At 57.7% G+C, this 14484-nt stretch carries 19 protein-coding genes; 7 read left to right on the plus strand and 12 right to left on the minus strand.

Going from position 1 to position 14484, the window contains the following annotated elements:
* Nucleotides 1-355 (minus strand): shikimate kinase (locus VFU50_16455; protein ID HEU5234453.1); only part of this gene is annotated, 355 nt, incomplete at its 3' end.
* Nucleotides 356-595: 240 nt separating this feature from the next.
* On the opposite strand from VFU50_16455, the gene VFU50_16460 reads away from it, so the two are divergent.
* Nucleotides 596-1195, plus strand: coding sequence for a hypothetical protein (locus tag VFU50_16460; protein ID HEU5234454.1), 600 nt, complete (start codon nucleotides 596-598; stop codon nucleotides 1193-1195).
* 7 nt (nucleotides 1196-1202) lie between these two features.
* On the opposite strand, the gene gltX is transcribed toward VFU50_16460, so the two are convergent.
* The 5 genes from gltX to VFU50_16485 all read right to left on the minus strand — a co-directional run bounded on the left by gltX (nucleotide 1203) and on the right by VFU50_16485 (nucleotide 5906).
* Entirely contained in the window at nucleotides 1203-2714 is a 1512-nt protein-coding gene (gltX, locus tag VFU50_16465) for a glutamate--tRNA ligase (GenBank protein ID HEU5234455.1), read from the minus strand.
* Between the two features lie 46 nt (nucleotides 2715-2760).
* Nucleotides 2761-3021 carry a hypothetical protein gene (locus tag VFU50_16470; protein HEU5234456.1) on the minus strand — a complete coding sequence of 87 codons (261 nt, stop codon included), beginning with the start codon at nucleotides 3019-3021 and terminating at the stop codon, nucleotides 2761-2763.
* A complete protein-coding gene (locus tag VFU50_16475) occupies nucleotides 3018-3194 on the minus strand; it encodes a hypothetical protein (protein HEU5234457.1) in 177 nt (58 codons plus the stop codon). Before VFU50_16475 ends, VFU50_16470 begins: the two co-directional genes overlap by 4 nt.
* 143 nt (nucleotides 3195-3337) lie before the next feature.
* Nucleotides 3338-3898 carry a DUF4337 domain-containing protein gene (locus tag VFU50_16480; GenBank protein ID HEU5234458.1) on the minus strand — a complete coding sequence of 187 codons (561 nt, stop codon included), beginning with the start codon at nucleotides 3896-3898 and terminating at the stop codon, nucleotides 3338-3340.
* Between the two features lie 778 nt (nucleotides 3899-4676).
* Complete coding sequence (locus tag VFU50_16485; GenBank protein HEU5234459.1) at nucleotides 4677-5906, minus strand: hypothetical protein; 1230 nt, start codon at nucleotides 5904-5906, stop codon at nucleotides 4677-4679.
* On the opposite strand from VFU50_16485, the gene VFU50_16490 reads away from it, so the two are divergent.
* The 4 genes from VFU50_16490 to VFU50_16505 all read left to right on the plus strand — a co-directional run bounded on the left by VFU50_16490 (nucleotide 5896) and on the right by VFU50_16505 (nucleotide 8299).
* Complete coding sequence (locus VFU50_16490; GenBank protein ID HEU5234460.1) at nucleotides 5896-6057, plus strand: hypothetical protein; 162 nt, start codon at nucleotides 5896-5898, stop codon at nucleotides 6055-6057. The two genes, VFU50_16485 and VFU50_16490, sit on opposite strands and share 11 nt — an antisense overlap.
* A gap of 370 nt (nucleotides 6058-6427) precedes the next feature.
* The gene (gene fabG / locus VFU50_16495; GenBank protein ID HEU5234461.1) at nucleotides 6428-7174 is read left to right on the plus strand and encodes a 3-oxoacyl-[acyl-carrier-protein] reductase; all 747 of its coding nucleotides are present in this window, start codon (nucleotides 6428-6430) and stop codon (nucleotides 7172-7174) included.
* Between the two features lie 64 nt (nucleotides 7175-7238).
* Nucleotides 7239-7817 carry a GNAT family N-acetyltransferase gene (locus tag VFU50_16500; protein HEU5234462.1) on the plus strand — a complete coding sequence of 193 codons (579 nt, stop codon included), beginning with the start codon at nucleotides 7239-7241 and terminating at the stop codon, nucleotides 7815-7817.
* Between the two features lie 125 nt (nucleotides 7818-7942).
* Nucleotides 7943-8299: a helix-turn-helix transcriptional regulator gene (locus VFU50_16505; protein HEU5234463.1), complete on the plus strand. Its 357-nt coding sequence runs from the start codon at nucleotides 7943-7945 to the stop codon at nucleotides 8297-8299.
* Nucleotides 8300-8411: 112 nt separating this feature from the next.
* On the opposite strand, the gene VFU50_16510 is transcribed toward VFU50_16505, so the two are convergent.
* Nucleotides 8412-9095 (minus strand): hypothetical protein, encoded by a 684-nt coding sequence (locus tag VFU50_16510; GenBank protein ID HEU5234464.1) that lies wholly within the window; start codon nucleotides 9093-9095, stop codon nucleotides 8412-8414.
* Between the two features lie 194 nt (nucleotides 9096-9289).
* Here VFU50_16510 and VFU50_16515 point away from each other — a divergent pair, with 194 nt between their 5' ends.
* Nucleotides 9290-10582, plus strand: coding sequence for an amino acid deaminase (locus VFU50_16515; protein HEU5234465.1), 1293 nt, complete (start codon nucleotides 9290-9292; stop codon nucleotides 10580-10582).
* A gap of 43 nt (nucleotides 10583-10625) precedes the next feature.
* On the opposite strand, the gene VFU50_16520 is transcribed toward VFU50_16515, so the two are convergent.
* Nucleotides 10626-10856, minus strand: a complete 231-nt coding sequence (locus VFU50_16520) for a hypothetical protein (protein HEU5234466.1) — start codon at nucleotides 10854-10856, stop codon at nucleotides 10626-10628.
* Between VFU50_16520 and VFU50_16525 the strand changes: the two genes are divergently transcribed.
* Complete coding sequence (locus VFU50_16525; protein ID HEU5234467.1) at nucleotides 10764-11015, plus strand: DUF1801 domain-containing protein; 252 nt, start codon at nucleotides 10764-10766, stop codon at nucleotides 11013-11015. The genes VFU50_16520 and VFU50_16525 overlap by 93 nt on opposite strands.
* A 51-nt stretch (nucleotides 11016-11066) precedes the next feature.
* Here the strand turns inward: VFU50_16525 and VFU50_16530 are convergent, their stop codons facing one another.
* The 4 genes from VFU50_16530 to VFU50_16545 all read right to left on the minus strand — a co-directional run.
* Entirely contained in the window at nucleotides 11067-12059 is a 993-nt protein-coding gene (locus VFU50_16530; protein ID HEU5234468.1) for a transglutaminase domain-containing protein, read from the minus strand.
* Between the two features lie 153 nt (nucleotides 12060-12212).
* Nucleotides 12213-12974, minus strand: coding sequence for a uroporphyrinogen-III C-methyltransferase (cobA, locus tag VFU50_16535; GenBank protein HEU5234469.1), 762 nt, complete (start codon nucleotides 12972-12974; stop codon nucleotides 12213-12215).
* The gene (locus VFU50_16540; protein HEU5234470.1) at nucleotides 12971-13540 is read right to left on the minus strand and encodes a bifunctional precorrin-2 dehydrogenase/sirohydrochlorin ferrochelatase; all 570 of its coding nucleotides are present in this window, start codon (nucleotides 13538-13540) and stop codon (nucleotides 12971-12973) included. The genes cobA and VFU50_16540 overlap by 4 nt, the downstream gene beginning before the upstream one ends.
* Nucleotides 13541-14484: nitrite reductase (locus tag VFU50_16545; protein HEU5234471.1), on the minus strand; the 944-nt coding region annotated here is incomplete at its 5' end. It lies immediately after the preceding gene.

Genomic DNA, 14484 nt, shown 5'->3' on the forward strand with positions numbered 1-14484 from the left:
AACGATGCAGCGCCTCTTCGAGGCCAACGTCCAGATGCACCACGGAGGCGGAATTGTCGCGGAGAATCTGCCGGATCGTTTCCTGCACGAAGGCGCCGCCACCCAGAGCGATGACGGCCGGCTCGTCTTCGAGCGTTTGCAGCAGTTCGCGAAGCGATTGCGCTTCCAGCTTGCGGTAGGCCGGTTCTCCCTGCTCCGCAAACAGCGCCGGAACGGTGCGACCGGTCCGGCCCTCGATGAGCGCGTCGAGGTCGTAAAAAGGCCAGTTCAGGACCTTTGCCAGTTCTCTCCCGACCGTCGTCTTGCCGGCTCCCATGAAGCCGACAAGAATGACCAGCTCCGATTCGCCTGCCATATCAGAGGCTCCGTCCGCCGCAGCCGACGCGCCCCCTCGCACTCTTCTGCAATGCGCTGAATCACACGCTCACTGCTTCTTGTCGCGGATTCTAACACCGATAGTTCATGCCGAATACGCTCGCAGGGGTATCTGCGAAGGTGCACCTTCGTAATGGGTGAACTGCGCGCGCACAGCTGCAGAATAGAGTCAGAGTAGTAATCGTCCGCCGATAGAAACGAGCAGATAATCGGAGGCGTTGTGTCGCGCGATCAGATGCTTTTGTGGGTCGGAGCGCTGGTAGTTTTCGGCGCAATATTCTTCGTGCGCAAGGAATATCAGCTATCCACGGCGACGCAAGCGGCCCCTGCTCAAGAAGCGCAGAGTAGTGTTCCGGATCCGGAACCGGTCTCTGCGTCATCGGATGCTGCCGTGCTTTTCGATCAACCCGCAACGGAACAGGAGAGTCGCGATGGATCTCCCGAGCATGCCGACATCATCGCGCATGCGAAGAACGCGCCGGTCTCGATGCTGGATTCCTCTCTGCCCCACCAATCAGCTGATTACTGGATCGCGCACGCTGCCGGGCCATCGGCCGGCCTGCGTTGGGAGGTGAATAACTGTCCCGGCGCTCGCAAGCAGGTACACTCGCGGCCTGTCTGCGTCGAGGCAATGATCAAGTTCTTCGATGGGACAAAATTCAATGCCCAACTGCTCGTCGGTGAGCAGCCGTTGAATCCTGTCGGCCCGGTTCGCTACGGACAGCCCTCGCTCCTCTGGGCCGCATATAAGAAAGTTCGCGGGGCTCTCGTGCCCGCTCCGTTGAGTCTGCTGCCGCAAATCGCGCAAGAAGCCGATTAGGATTCGCTTATTGCTGCCACGCTCGCTGAAAGGCTTCTGCCCTTTCACGTACGCTCATCACGTGGCGCGGTAAATTCAGGTGGCTGCCCGTCTCGATAAGAGGAATCACGCGGTCGAAGTCCGGCCCGGAATGCGAGCCCGTGAGCACGATGCGAATGGGGTGAAATAGCTCTTTGCCTTTCGCGCCGGTCCCTTCTTTAATCCGATTAATGAGTGCTTTGAAACTCTCAGCACTGAAGCCATTACTGCTTGCATGCACTTCGGCTTGGAACGCTGAAACCACCTTGCGACCAACATCGGATGTCAGCAGCGGCTGATTATCTTCAGCTGACACAGCATGGCTGGCGTCATACTCAAACAAAAGCTTGGCTTTGTCGGTAAGTTGATCGAGACGATCCACATATGGGACGAGTAGCGCAATCACTTTCTCGATCCACTCGCGCAACTCAGCGCTGGGCTCCTCCGGCACAAGTCCCGATTTGGAAAAGTACGGTAACGATAAAGCCACGATGCGCTGTGCGTCGGCCGCTTTGATGTAATGGCGGTTCAACCAATAAAGCTTCTCGAAGTCAAACACCGCGGGAGAAGGCGTCACACGCTCCAGCGAGAACTCTTTGATCAATTCCCTGGGCGTAAACGTTTCGCGCGTGCCTCCAGTCGGAGCCCATCCGAGCAGAGCCAGGTAGTTCACCAGCGCTTCCGGCAGGATTCCCATCTCGCGGAATTGCGAAATCGAGGTTGCGCCATGCCGCTTTGAAAGACGCTCGCGGTCGGGACCGAGTATCGTGGAAAGGTGCGCAAATTCCGGAACTGGGAATCCCAGCGCTTCATAGAGCGCCACCTGCTTGGGAGTGTTCGACAGGTGGTCATCGCCGCGGATCACATGCGTGATCTTCATTTCGGCGTCGTCTACCACCACGACGTAGTTGTAAACCGGCACACCCGACGAACGCACGATAATGGGATCGCTCACCGATTCATTGTCGAAAGTTACGTCGCCGCGAACGATGTCGTGAAAATGGATCGGGTGCTCTGGAATCTTCAGGCGAATGGCCGCAGGCTCGCCACTCTCGCGGCGGCGCTTCGCTTCTACCGGATCGCAGTGCCGGCACTTTCCTGAGTACACCTGGGGGAGGTGCTTCTCGGCGGCTTCGCGACGCTCGCGCTCAAGTTCCTCAGCCGTGCAGAAGCAGAGATAAGCTTTGCCTTCTTCGAGCAATCGCTCAGCATAGCGCTGGTAAATGTCCATTCGATCGCTCTGCCGATATGGCCCAAAGTGGCCGCCGACGTCAGGTCCTTCGTCCCAGTCGATACCCAGCCAGCGCAGATCATCCAGGAGCTGAGCTTCAAAACGGGCTTCGCTGCGTTCTACATCCGTGTCTTCGATTCGCAGAACGTGAACGCCCTTTTTCTGTCGTGCAAACAGCCAATTAAAGAGCGCCGTGCGCGCATTGCCGACGTGCAACAAACCGGTCGGTGAAGGCGCAAATCGAACGCGAACTTTGCCGGAAGAGGCCACCAATCGATGTTAGCAAACGGCAGTTAGAACTGCGTCCGATGCCACGTTAGCAAAACTCGGACGACTCAAGCCGCGAAGCCCGCAAGCGGCTGCCTTTGGCAGCGCCTTTTTGTGCAGGGGCTTTTTGCTTGTGGTTAGAGTTGGAATGTTTGAGGCCGAACTCGCGGCGTTCCTTGGGCGTCATTTCACGGCTGTGCGTGAGCCGAAACACCGTCTCGATGGCCCTGTTCAGACGCGCATCGCGCTCCTGGCCGGAGCCATCCACCGCAGGCGTAAGTGCACTTCCATCGACTTTTTTCTTCTTCACTGATCGGCGATGCCCAGAAACTCACGGTCCTCCGGTGTCATCTCGGCCCCGTGCGTTTCGCGAAAGACAATCTTCATCGTTTCAACCAGCGCCGGGGGAAGCGGAGCAGCCTGGTGTTCTAACGTGCCATTGCACTCGGCAGGCAGGGAAATAAGGGTCTCTTCAGCATTCATACGGGTCAGAATGCCGCTAATCGCAGCTCTAGTTTGGATGGTTTACGGTATAGAACGGTTGGTCATTAATCCTGACCTGCTGGTCGAGCTCTGCGGATACGCACTCTGCCGAGGATTGGCCGTTCGCAGCTGCTCGCCGAGAACTACCTCACGAACACTCCGGTAGCTGCGACGACAATGCCCAGCACCCCGATCGCAGTACCGATATGCCAAAACGGCCGGCGCCGCGTGAGGAGAGTAATGGAAGTGATCACCAGGGCGACTTCAAGGAGAGCTTCACCGAAGTCGAAACGATTGGCTTTGCGCTCATCGCCGCGAACCTCCTGCTCAAGCTGCTCGGCCTCACTGCGAAGCTCTTTGCGTCGATCTTCGTACTGCTGGCTCTGGTGAAGAAAGCTGTCGTGCATCTTCTGTGCTGCGGCCGGATCTTTCGGCGGAGTGATCTCAATGAACTCGCCAAACACCTCGTAAGTATGTCTGCGTGTGTTCACCGCCTGATATTCGGCCCAGGTGTCAGTAGCCCTGATTTGCGCGACGACTTCCTCGGTATGAGCGCGATGACCGAGCAAGGTCACGACCGCGACGAGGACCGCGAGCACGCTCATGCTGAAGCTCACCGGCAGCAGCGACCGGTCATGCTGCGCGTGCTCGGCATGCTCGTGCAGCTCCTGCACGTCATCCTGGCTGATGCTGTCGTCGTACACGGTTTAGGGGATTGTACGGGAAGAATTGCTGCAACTTACATCGAAAGGCGTGGCACTTGAGACTTCGCGCATTCGCCGCATAAAAAACGGAATGGGAAAGCACTGCGGTACCACTTACTTCCAGATTGAAGAGAAGTCCCGCCAACGGCGGGACGCGCGAGAGTAGCCCACCATGCAGCGAAGCGAAATGGTGGGTCAGAGAAAAAGCACGCTATCGAGTCCGGCCTTCAGCCGGACGATTGAGAATCTCGCGTTTTCCGGATGGGAACGATTGAATAACCCAAACTCTCATTCGTCCGGCTAGAAGCCGGACTCCAAACTGTAATGACCGTCATCCCACCATTCCGCTTCGCTGCATGGTGGGCTACCTTCGTTCGTCCCGCACAAAACGCGGGACTCGGGGTAGCGGATATGCGCCGCCGATGCAACAGATGAAGGACATTGCCCTTCTCAGTCTTCACCTAAGAATAAAAATGTTCTGGCTATTCCAGGCGTCCAAGTCTGAGTTCGGGAGCGGTTCGAAAAATTTCCGAGAAACTTTGAATTTTCCACGTAGGATGTCGAGCTTACGACGCGTAGGCTTGCGTTTTATGGGCAAGACGCGCGCGACAACCTGTGTGCGTCTCGCGAGAAATACCTCTTCGCCCTGCTCGGCCAACTTAATTAGCTTCGCAAGATGAGTCTTCGCCTGACTGATGTTGAATACCAGCACGACATGAACCTGCTCGAAAACGTCAGCCTACCAGAAATCGTGGGCAGATCAGGCGAAGACTCCAACCTAACTCCCGCTGCTCACAAACGTTGCCGCTCCTGACATCTGATTCTTGATGCTCGGTTTGCCTACTGCTTTCACGTACACCTTGTAGCTGCCGGCAGTGAAGTGATAGCCCGATAGATCCAGCGTGTGCGTGCCTGCCGGGACATCGGAGAGCGGCATCAGGTTCTCGCCATCGACTGAGATGTACGGCGTGTAATGGTCGATCGTATTCTCCTGCCCGGGCCCGCTGAGAGTCCAGGAAAGTTGGGTTCCCGAAACTGATGCTGAGACATTGATGCAGTTGTCGATGCCAGTTTCGATCTCGGTGGCTTCCTCATAGTCGTTCCAGGTAACAAGCTGCAGCGATTCGAGCTGCGAATTCGCCGAGTAGTATTTCCCGATTTCGGAAAACGTGTTGAGCCAGGTTTGCCCGCAGTTTTGATTCACGATTCTGTTGGAGCCCCAGCTCGCCAGGGAGTCATTGAACCCTTTCCAGGTTGCGCCGAACGTATGGATTTGCGGGTGGCTGAGACCGGTTGAATAGAAGTCGTCGAGATACGACTGACTCCAGTCGTTGGCGTCGCCGGAAATCATGACCCAGGAGAAGCCGCCGCCCGCTTGCGGATGGGTGAAAGCGCCTGCGTTCTGGAAGATGAATAGCGGATTGCCCGGTACGGAAGATGCAATGCGGTTCCAGTCGAGCATCCCGAAACGCTCAGGATCGAAGAAGAAAACCGCTGGCCGTCCGGCGATGGTCATGTATGCCGGCGAGGTCTCGAAATTGTTGTAAGCATATGTGAGATCGCTGATCATCTGTCCAGTAACATCGCAGCCGGGAGTTTTCCCGCATTGGTCCAACGCTCCTGCATCTTCCATCATCGCAAAGACAAACGCGCCGTTCCGGCTTTCTGCCTCAGCCTTCAGCGTGAACGCCGTCGCATTCGGCATGGAATTATTGGGACCGTACCAGTCCTCAATGAAGCCAGAGATTCCACGGCTCAGTGCGTCAGAAACTTGACGCTTCACCTGATTGGGATCGCTCGATGTATAGCCCACATCCATGTGGCCGCCATCTCCGAACCAGGGCATGAAGTGGGCGTAAATTTTCGTTGTTGCTCCCGGATACAGCAGAGTACGCGTGTCGACTTTGCTGACGTTCGCCCCCCCTTCATTCCCGTTGGACTGAACACCGAATGATGCTGCCACGCTGGTATTCGCTCCAGTTTCCGCGGTCAGAGTCGTGGTGGTCACGACCGGAGTCGGTGTTGGGGACGGGGTAGGCGTCGGCGTTGGAGTCGGCGTAGGCGTCGGACTCGGAGTTGGCGTCGGCGTCGTTGGCGTGCTTGTGCCTGAAGTTGATCCGCTGGCGGAGGTCGTCGTAGTGCCTGACGAAGCCAGCTGATTAGGAGCTGCGCCGCCGCAGCCGGTTACGAGCGCCAATCCGAGCAGAGCGCATACGAGGGTGCCGAACCGTGAAGTCTGAACCAAAATCTCGCCTCCAAGGAAAAGGCGAGAGTAGCGGGCCAGTTCACCACACTCACTCGAACAGAAGGTCTAAATTGCGTAACAACTGACTCGTAGAATCGGACTAAGGTACCTAAGGTGAAAGTGGCCTTAACTCGTGTGGAATCAAGAAGCAGAGTAGCTGGTTGTACTTAGGATTTGGTGCCTTAATCCGCAATCGTCCGCGGGCAAAATGGGTCATTTCATCCTGCATAAGAGCAGGCTCGGGCCGCTCCTTCTATAATTCTCGGTTCTTCAAACCAGATCGAATGAAACCATTGGAAGGTCGTGTAGCACTGGTAACGGGAGCCTCACAGGGGATTGGACGCGCATGCGCTCTGCGTCTAGCTGCGCAGGGAGCGAGGGTCGCACTGGCGGCGCGCAATGCCGACAAGCTCCAGCAAGTGGAAGCCGAGATCGCCGCTGCCGGCGGCGAAGCGGGCAGCTTCACCATGGACGTCGCCCAGGAAGAGCAAATCAAATCTGCCACGAAAGCGGCGCTCGAGCGCTTTGGAAAAATCGACATTCTCGTCAACAACGCCGGCATCACCCGCGATCAACTCGTGATGCGCATGAAGCGCGCCGACTGGGAAGCGGTGCTCGACACCAATCTCACTGGTCCGTATCTGTGCATTCAGGCGGTGATCGGCTCGATGCTCAAGCAACGCTGGGGACGGATCATCAACATCACCAGCATCTTCGGACAGATGGGCCAGACCGGGCAGGCGAACTACTCGGCGTCAAAGGCCGGACTGATCGGGCTCACGATGTCGGTAGCTCGAGAGGTCGCATCGCGAAACATAACCGTAAATGCTGTCGCGCCCGGATGGATCCAAACCGCCATGACCGAGGTTCTGAGCCAGGAGCTGCGCGACACGATGTCGAAGACAATTCCACTTGGACGCGCCGGCACGGACCAGGAAGTAGCGCACGCAGTCTGCTTCCTCGCCTCTCCCGATTCGGGATACATCACCGGCCACGTCCTCAACGTAAACGGCGGAATGCTGATGGGGTAGCTTCAGAAGTGTCGAGAGTCTGGACCATTGTTGTGTGCCGCAAGCCAGATGAGCAGGTGTTGTTATGAGTGCTGCTGCCGAAACCCTTCATCGGCCGCGAGTTGCGATTGTGCCGGCGGATAATCCTGTTCGCATCGATGCAATCCGCGAACTCTTCCAGGAGTACGCCGAATCGCTCAGCTTCAATTTGTGCTTTCAAAGCTTCGAACAGGAGCTGGCTGCTTTGCCCGGCGAGTACGCGCCTTGGTCGGGAATGCTGCTGCTGGCGCAGGTCAACGACGAGCCCGCAGGATGCGTCGCATTACGCAGGTTGGGCGCGAACTCTGCATCGGAAGACGATGAGATTCTCGCGGAGCTGGATATCTGCGAAATGAAGCGACTGTACGTGCGTCCGCAGTTTCGCGGTATCGGAGTCGGCCGGGAACTCGTAGATGCCATCCTCAAGTGCGCCGCTGCGATCGGGTACCGTCGGATGCGCCTCGATACTGTTCCGGCTGAGATGGGAACTGCGGTAGAGATGTATTTGCGGTTGGGATTCGTTGAGATCGCGCCCTATCGCGAAAATCCTGTTCCCGGAGCGAAATACCTGGAACTTGACGTTCGCGCCTGGCAGGCTACTCGGCAAAACGCGCGACAAACTTAGCCGTGTGCCAAACTGTCGTAACCAGCGGACGTTTACCTTTCTGTCAAAAATTCTGCTTGCAGAAAGGTTCTACTCTGGTTACTATCTGCTCGCACCCCAGAACGCTGCCCGAGAGAAAATCCACAATGAACATTGGTGAGACGATCCGCAATTATCGCCTGCAGAAGGGCATGTCGCAGGGCGATATCGAAAAACGTACTGGGTTGCTGCGCTGCTATCTGTCGCGCGTAGAGAACGGCCACACCATCCCCTCGCTCGACACGCTCGCCAAAATCGCTTCCGCCATGGACGTCCCGCTGGCGCACTTCTTCGCCGATCGCCACCATGCGCCCTCCAAAAACGGCAAAGATCTTCCGCAGTGGACGGAAGACGAAGTAAAGTTCCTCGCCCAGTTCCGCCGCTACTCCGGCAACCTGAACGACAGCGATCGTAAGCTGGTGTTGGCGATGGTCAAGAAGTTAGCGACCGGGGCGGGAAGGTAAACACACCCAATAGGCAATAGGCAGCAGGCGATAAGCAATAGGCTCATGTCTCGCCTACCCGTAATGGTTTTGCCTTTTGCCTATCGCTTATTGCCTATCGCCTCTTGCTTTTTCACGGCAGATAGAAATCCACGCCGTTCTCTTCGTTCTCATGGCGCGTGGCATTCAGATCGAGTGACGCCAGCGGGATTCTCTTAATCACAGGACTCCTGGTCAAATCGAGCAGGTCGGTGCCGACAATTGCGTAGTTGCGAAGCTCGGTTTTGTGGCCGTCTCGATAAACCAGGGTGGTCGGCGGTCCGGCATCTTCGGGCTGCGGAGCAGGCGCCGACTTCGGCTGCACGGCCTCTTCGTGCGCCGGTTCACGCTCCTCGAACGAATGCTCTCCATAGCGCGAGCTGTCATCGGAGTGCGTCGTCTCGTCCTTGATTATGATGACTTGCGGCTGGACCGTCTCGCTGGCGGGCTGAGGTTCCTCATACGCTGAATAGTCATAGACATACGGATACGCGTAATAAGGAACGACAACGACTGGCACAGGCCGGCGATGATGAAACGAGTCTATCGCCCGTCGGTTTCCGAATGAGACGCTGCCTCGAAAGCCGAAAGACGCCCGCGGATCCGTGACGCTTCCGGGTATGCCTCGCAGCGTTCCATCGGCTCGAGGAGAAGTTACCGATGCAGGAATGCCGCGCAGCTCTGGACCTGACATCCGCGGACCTGACATCCGCTGAGCGTTCAACGGAGCTGTTGAAAACGCGAGCGAGAGCGTAAGCACTGCAAGTCCTGCGCGCATGGCTACTATTTTAGACGTTTGTAGTGTCGGCGAGTTGCGCATTATTTGGTCCCAACATAGCAACGGAACGGGCGGCGGTAGCCGCTGGGCGGTGCTGGGCGGCCAAGTCCTGCGCCGGTCAACGGTTCGCTCGGTCTGAAGACGCAGCTAGGGGCCCGACAAATGATGTACCTTAGCGTGCAGGTTTTGAAGCCATGAATCCACCCCATGTAGCCGAGAGAGTGCTTCAGCGATCCCCTTCGTCCGCTTTGGGTCCATTGAACAAGGGCATCGGCCTGCTGGAGCATGAACTAGCACTCGACGACGTTCCCAAATTGGGATGGAACCTGCTCAAGGAAGATCTCAGCCTTCCTGCCGCGGTCATCTCCGCAGAGAAACTCGATCACAATCTGAAATGGATGCAGGCATTCGCCTCCGCCTACGGCGCAAAGCTCGCGCCTCACGGCAAAACGACTATGGCGCCTAGGCTCTTCCAGCGGCAAATCGATGCGGGAGCATGGGGCATCACCTTGGCGACGGCTCACCAGTCGCGCGTCGCCTATGAGCACGGAATTCGCCGCGTGCTGATGGCGAATCAGCTCGTAGGCAAGCAAAACATGGCCACCGTCGCGCAGATGCTGGAAGACGCTGATTTCGAGTTCTATTGCCTGATCGACTCTGCCGAGAACACCAATCAACTTGGCACGTTCTTTCGCGAGCGAGGCCTCAGGCTAAACGTGCTGGTCGAGTTAGGCGTCGAGGGCGGCCGTACTGGAGTTCGGAATCGGGAACAACTCGATTCCGTGCTCGAAGCGCTGTCGCATTGGCCAAAGACGTTGAGTCTGAGTGGCCTGGAGATTTACGAAGGCATTCTCAGCGACGAGCGCGCAATCCGCAGCTACCTGCACCGGGCGCTCGATACCGCTCGCGAGCTGGTGAGCGCCAAGCGCTTCCACCGAGAACCAGTGATTCTCTCAGGCGCGGGCTCGGCATGGTATGACGTTGTCGCCGATGTATTCGGCGGCGCCGACGTCGGAACAGCAACCGAGGTGGTTCTTCGTCCCGGCTGTTACCTTACGCACGATGTAGGCGCTTATCGCACTGCACAGACACGAATTCTGACTCAGAATTCGGTAGCCCAGCAAATGCAGCCCGCTCTCGATCCCGCGCTGCAGGTTTGGGCCTACGTGCAGTCAATTCCAGAACGGGACCGAGTGATCATCGGCATGGGTAAGCGTGACGTCGCCTTCGACGCCGGACTGCCGATACCCGCGCTTCGTTACCATCCAGGATGGTCGGAGCCAGTCACACCTCCTGCCGATTGGAAGCTGACGCGCATCATGGATCAGCACGCGTTTCTACAGGTCGAAGAAGGCGCCGATATTCACGTCGGCGACATGATTGCCTTCGATATCTCGCATCCATGTCTTACGTTCGATAAATGGCGCTATCTTTGCATTGTCGACAGTTCCTATCACGTGGTCGATATTGTGGAGACGTTCTTTTAAGGAGCGCTTGGCGACTTCGAGCATATCGATGGTGAGAACGGACTTACTTCGGTTCAATGGCGCCATCGAACGGGATCCCGACATTGATGCGTGGATGAAAGCGCACGCCGGCGATTTGGGAGCCATTGCACGCCAGTGGTTTGAGGTGATGCGAAAATGCGGAGACGAGGTCCGGGAGCTCCTGCATGATGGCTGCCCAGTCGCATGCCTGGGGGATGCGCCCTTCGGCTATGTCAATGTATTCACTTCCCACGTAAACGTCGGATTCTTTCATGGCGCGTCTCTCCCCGATCCGACTCGCTTGTTGGAGGGTAGCGGAAGGTTCATGCGCCACGTGAAGCTAAAACCCGGAACTGCCACAGACATCGCCGCACTACGCAGGCTGATCCGTGTCGCGTACTCAGACATAAAAGCACGCGTGGAGAATGGCTAGTTTAGAGAAGGCTCTGCGCCAAATACAGAGCACGTGAAAAGCTTCGGCGTTCTAACGGCCTGCAATCGCGGCACGATTCACCGGCGCGGCATTCATATCCTCAAACGCAAAACGCGTCGCGACGTTCGCGTACTCTTTGTGATTCACCTCAACGTATGGATAGACAAAGTAATTCAACGGGTCGCCGTCCTGCTTCGGACTCAGCGTGATGTCGCGTCCAACGCTGAACTGGATGCGATTGTCGTCCCAATGCCCGAAAAAGAACTCGCGCCGATCGGGATGCTTCCACGCTTCGGAAATATCGACGGGAACCCAGCCATGATCTTTCGTGTAGAAGTCAGCCCAGCAGTGATAGCCGGGAATTTCGCCGGAGTGCTTGTCTGCCGGAATTGGGAAACCAATTTCAAAGCGTGCAGGTATCTTCTGTGAACGGGCCATCGAAATAAATAAGGAGTGGAAATCGGTGCAGTTCCCGTGCTTGGCGTTGCAGGCGTAGAGAGTATCGCCGTGTCCCCATCCGGTGCCGCTCTTGTCATAACGCATGTTTGCCAGAACGTAGTCGTAGAGAGCCCGAGCTTTCGAGTAGTCGCCTGTGACTAACGCAACTTGCTTGGCGGCAAGATCGGCGGGCAATCCGCTCGTTGGAACCAGTTTGTCGGGAGAGAGCAGCCGCTGTTGCTGCGCTAGTCGCAACGCTCTGGCGCGATGCGCTGAACTTTCGCGCCGCACTACGTCGTAAACAACTTCGAACGCGTATGCGGATTGCTTCGCGTTGGGCGTTTCGGCATACAGCATCTCGTCGCCGTACTCCTGCTCACGCGTGTGCTTCAACACCAGATCACCTTTTTCCGAGATCACCTTCACATCCTGGAACAGATCGGAATGCGCGAGCGGAATCCAGACGCGAAGCGGCTGTCCTGCAGCTACATTGCGGACGGTGAAGCCGTAATGAAACGTGAAGTGGCGCTGCGGCGCAGCCGATTGTGCAGAAGCAGATACAACGAAAAACACAAAGGCGAGCAGCACTCGCGCAAAGGCTTGCATGATTCTTCCCTTTCCTGAACTTAAGCGGTGAGTGGTTGACGACAACCCGGGCGTCAGGAAATTAGCTTCAGGTGAAGCCGGTAGGAAGCAAGGAAGTCATGCTATCTGCCATCGTAGTTGCAGGGAGGAATGGGCGCAACCGGCAGGGTTCTGTTACGCCGTGACCCTTATTCGGTTCGTGAAGGCTTCCCAGCCACTCTGATCGCCTGTGGCGTTTTCCCGAGCCTCTGCCAATCCCTCCCCCACGAGCAAGATCGACGGCGCAGGCAGCGGTCCCATATCGGGAAGCGAGCCGAGTGTGGTGCGAATGGTGGTTTGCGCCTCGCGCGAGACTGCAGAAACTAGAGCGCAAGGTGTTTCCCGCGCAAACCCTTCCTGGAGCAAGCGCCCAACGATTGCCGAGTAATCAGGTCCCGGCATGTAGATCACCTGCGTCGTGCTTTCGCTTGCCCCTGGTTGAGCCCGATGTCCGGTGCTGAAAACAACCCGAGAAGCTTTACGGCGATCGGTGAGTGATGTCTCCAGCGCGGCGGCAGCTGCAAATGCCGTGCTGATGCCGGGAACGATCTCGAATTCAATTCCCGCTCGACGAAGCGCGTCGATTTCTTCGCCTGCGCGTCCGAACAGCATGGGGTCTCCCGATTTGAGGCGCACGACCGTGCGTCCCGATTCGGCATAGGCAACGAGCATCGCGTTGGTTTCTTCCTGGGAGACACGGGCTGCCCCACAGCGCTTGCCGACTGAGATCTTGAGCGCCGTCGCGGGAATAATAGCGAGAATCTCGTGACTGATCAGATCGTCGTGCAGCACCACGTCAGCATCGCGCAGCACGCGGAGGGCTTTCAGCGTAAGCAACTCGGGATCCCCCGGGCCGGCGCCGACCAGAAACACCTTTCCTGCAGGTCGCAGCCTCATGCGCGGGCTCCTCGGGGATAGACCAGATCGCGCAAAAGCTGCAACCGCTCGGGACCAGGCTGATGCTCGCGCAATATGCGGCGCCTCTCCTCGCCGATGCGATCCACGGCGCTCGAAAGTTCCTCAGGAAGCGCTTCGCTGATCTCGTCACGAACGCGCTGCGCCAAATGCGGGCTCTCGCCCTGTGAAGAAACAGCTACGATCAGCGCTCCTCGTCGCACCACTGCCGGATAGTAAAAATCGCACAGTGGCGGAACATCGACGACGTTGGCCAGAATGCCGCGACGCTGCGCTTCTTCGTAAATCTCGCGGTTGAGAGCTGCATCCGAGGTGGCGACGATGACGAGATAGGCTCCATCCAGATCGGCAGGCACGTAGCTGCGCTGATGCCAGGTGACTCGCGCCGCGAACATTTCCCGAAAAGACACTGACGGCGAAGGATCTACTACAACGACATCGGCACGAGCCTCAAGCAGTCCCGCGGTCTTCTGCGTGCCGACAGCTCCTGCGCCGACAACCAGGCAGCGCCGCCCTTCGAGCTTGAGGAAGATGGGAAACAGGTTCACCTACTCGACTCCCTGGGGAACGCGCTGCGTGGGCAGATCACGCTCGACTGCAGCCAACTCCGCTCCAGCGAGAAACTCGCGCAATTCGAGATCGCTGTGGCGGGCAAACCATGCGCGCAGATTCTCTTCATGTTCGCGCGTCGATAAATAGGTGCGCAGCAAACGCTCCAGAGCGTCGGGAACTTCGGTTGCCGGTGCGCGGTAGCCCACCGGTCTTCCCGTTCTGGCCCAGGCGCCGACCGATCCGCCTGCGCAGAAGTAATACGCATCGACGAGCTTGCCGTTGTGCTTGATCTTCTTGCCTTCGAGACCGATGTCGGCGATCCAATGCTGTCCGCAACTGTTCGGGCATCCGGTGACGTGCAGCTTTAACTGCTGATCGAATTCGGGAAGACGCGTCTCCATCTCGTCAACCAGCCAGCGCATGAAGCCTTTCGTCTCCGTAATTGCCAGCTTGCAGAACTCAGTTCCGGTGCAGGCGATCGCTCCGCGCCAGAACGGCGTGCCCTCGACGTGCAGATCGATCTGTTCCAACTCGCGCGCCAGCTCCGCCGTGCGGCTCCGAGGCACATTAACGATGATGAAGTTTTGCATCGTCGTCGTGCGAATTTCGCCGGTCCCGAATCGCTCGGACAGTTCGGCAACTTGCGCAAGCTGGTCGCCGCTCACGCGCCCCCGCAGGACCGAGGCGCCTACGTAAGCCAGCCCCGGTTGCTTCTGCGGATGAATGCCTACGTGATCGCGGTAAATGTCGGAAGGAATGCGCTCCTGTTCGGCGGGATCGAGCTTGTAACCAAGCCGGGCTTCGACTTCGGAGAGAAAACGCGCGGCATCCCATCCTTCGCGAAGGAACAGATGCTTCAATCGCGCTCGCTCGCGATTCTCACGGAGCGCCGACTGCGCGCGGAATACTTCCGTCACGGCCCGTACGACCGAGATCGCCC

It is taken from the genome of Terriglobales bacterium (assembly GCA_035764005.1).
Taxonomy (GTDB): Bacteria; Acidobacteriota; Terriglobia; order Terriglobales; family Acidobacteriaceae; genus Gp1-AA112.

Excerpts from the sequence above, each read along its gene's own strand:
- VFU50_16510 (HEU5234464.1), bottom strand. The coding sequence starts at position 9,095 with ATGCGCGCAGGACTTGCAGTGCTTACGCTCTCGCTCGCGTTTTCAACA.
- VFU50_16515 (HEU5234465.1), top strand. The coding sequence starts at position 9,290 with ATGAATCCACCCCATGTAGCCGAGAGAGTGCTTCAGCGATCCCCTTCG.
- VFU50_16520 (HEU5234466.1), bottom strand. The coding sequence starts at position 10,856 with ATGAAAGAATCCGACGTTTACGTGGGAAGTGAATACATTGACATAGCC.
- VFU50_16530 (HEU5234468.1), bottom strand. The coding sequence starts at position 12,059 with ATGCAAGCCTTTGCGCGAGTGCTGCTCGCCTTTGTGTTTTTCGTTGTA.
- VFU50_16500 (HEU5234462.1), top strand. The coding sequence starts at position 7,239 with ATGAGTGCTGCTGCCGAAACCCTTCATCGGCCGCGAGTTGCGATTGTG.
- fabG (HEU5234461.1), top strand. The coding sequence starts at position 6,428 with ATGAAACCATTGGAAGGTCGTGTAGCACTGGTAACGGGAGCCTCACAG.
- VFU50_16475 (HEU5234457.1), bottom strand. The coding sequence starts at position 3,194 with ATGAATGCTGAAGAGACCCTTATTTCCCTGCCTGCCGAGTGCAATGGC.
- VFU50_16505 (HEU5234463.1), top strand. The coding sequence starts at position 7,943 with ATGAACATTGGTGAGACGATCCGCAATTATCGCCTGCAGAAGGGCATG.
- cobA (HEU5234469.1), bottom strand. The coding sequence starts at position 12,974 with ATGAGGCTGCGACCTGCAGGAAAGGTGTTTCTGGTCGGCGCCGGCCCG.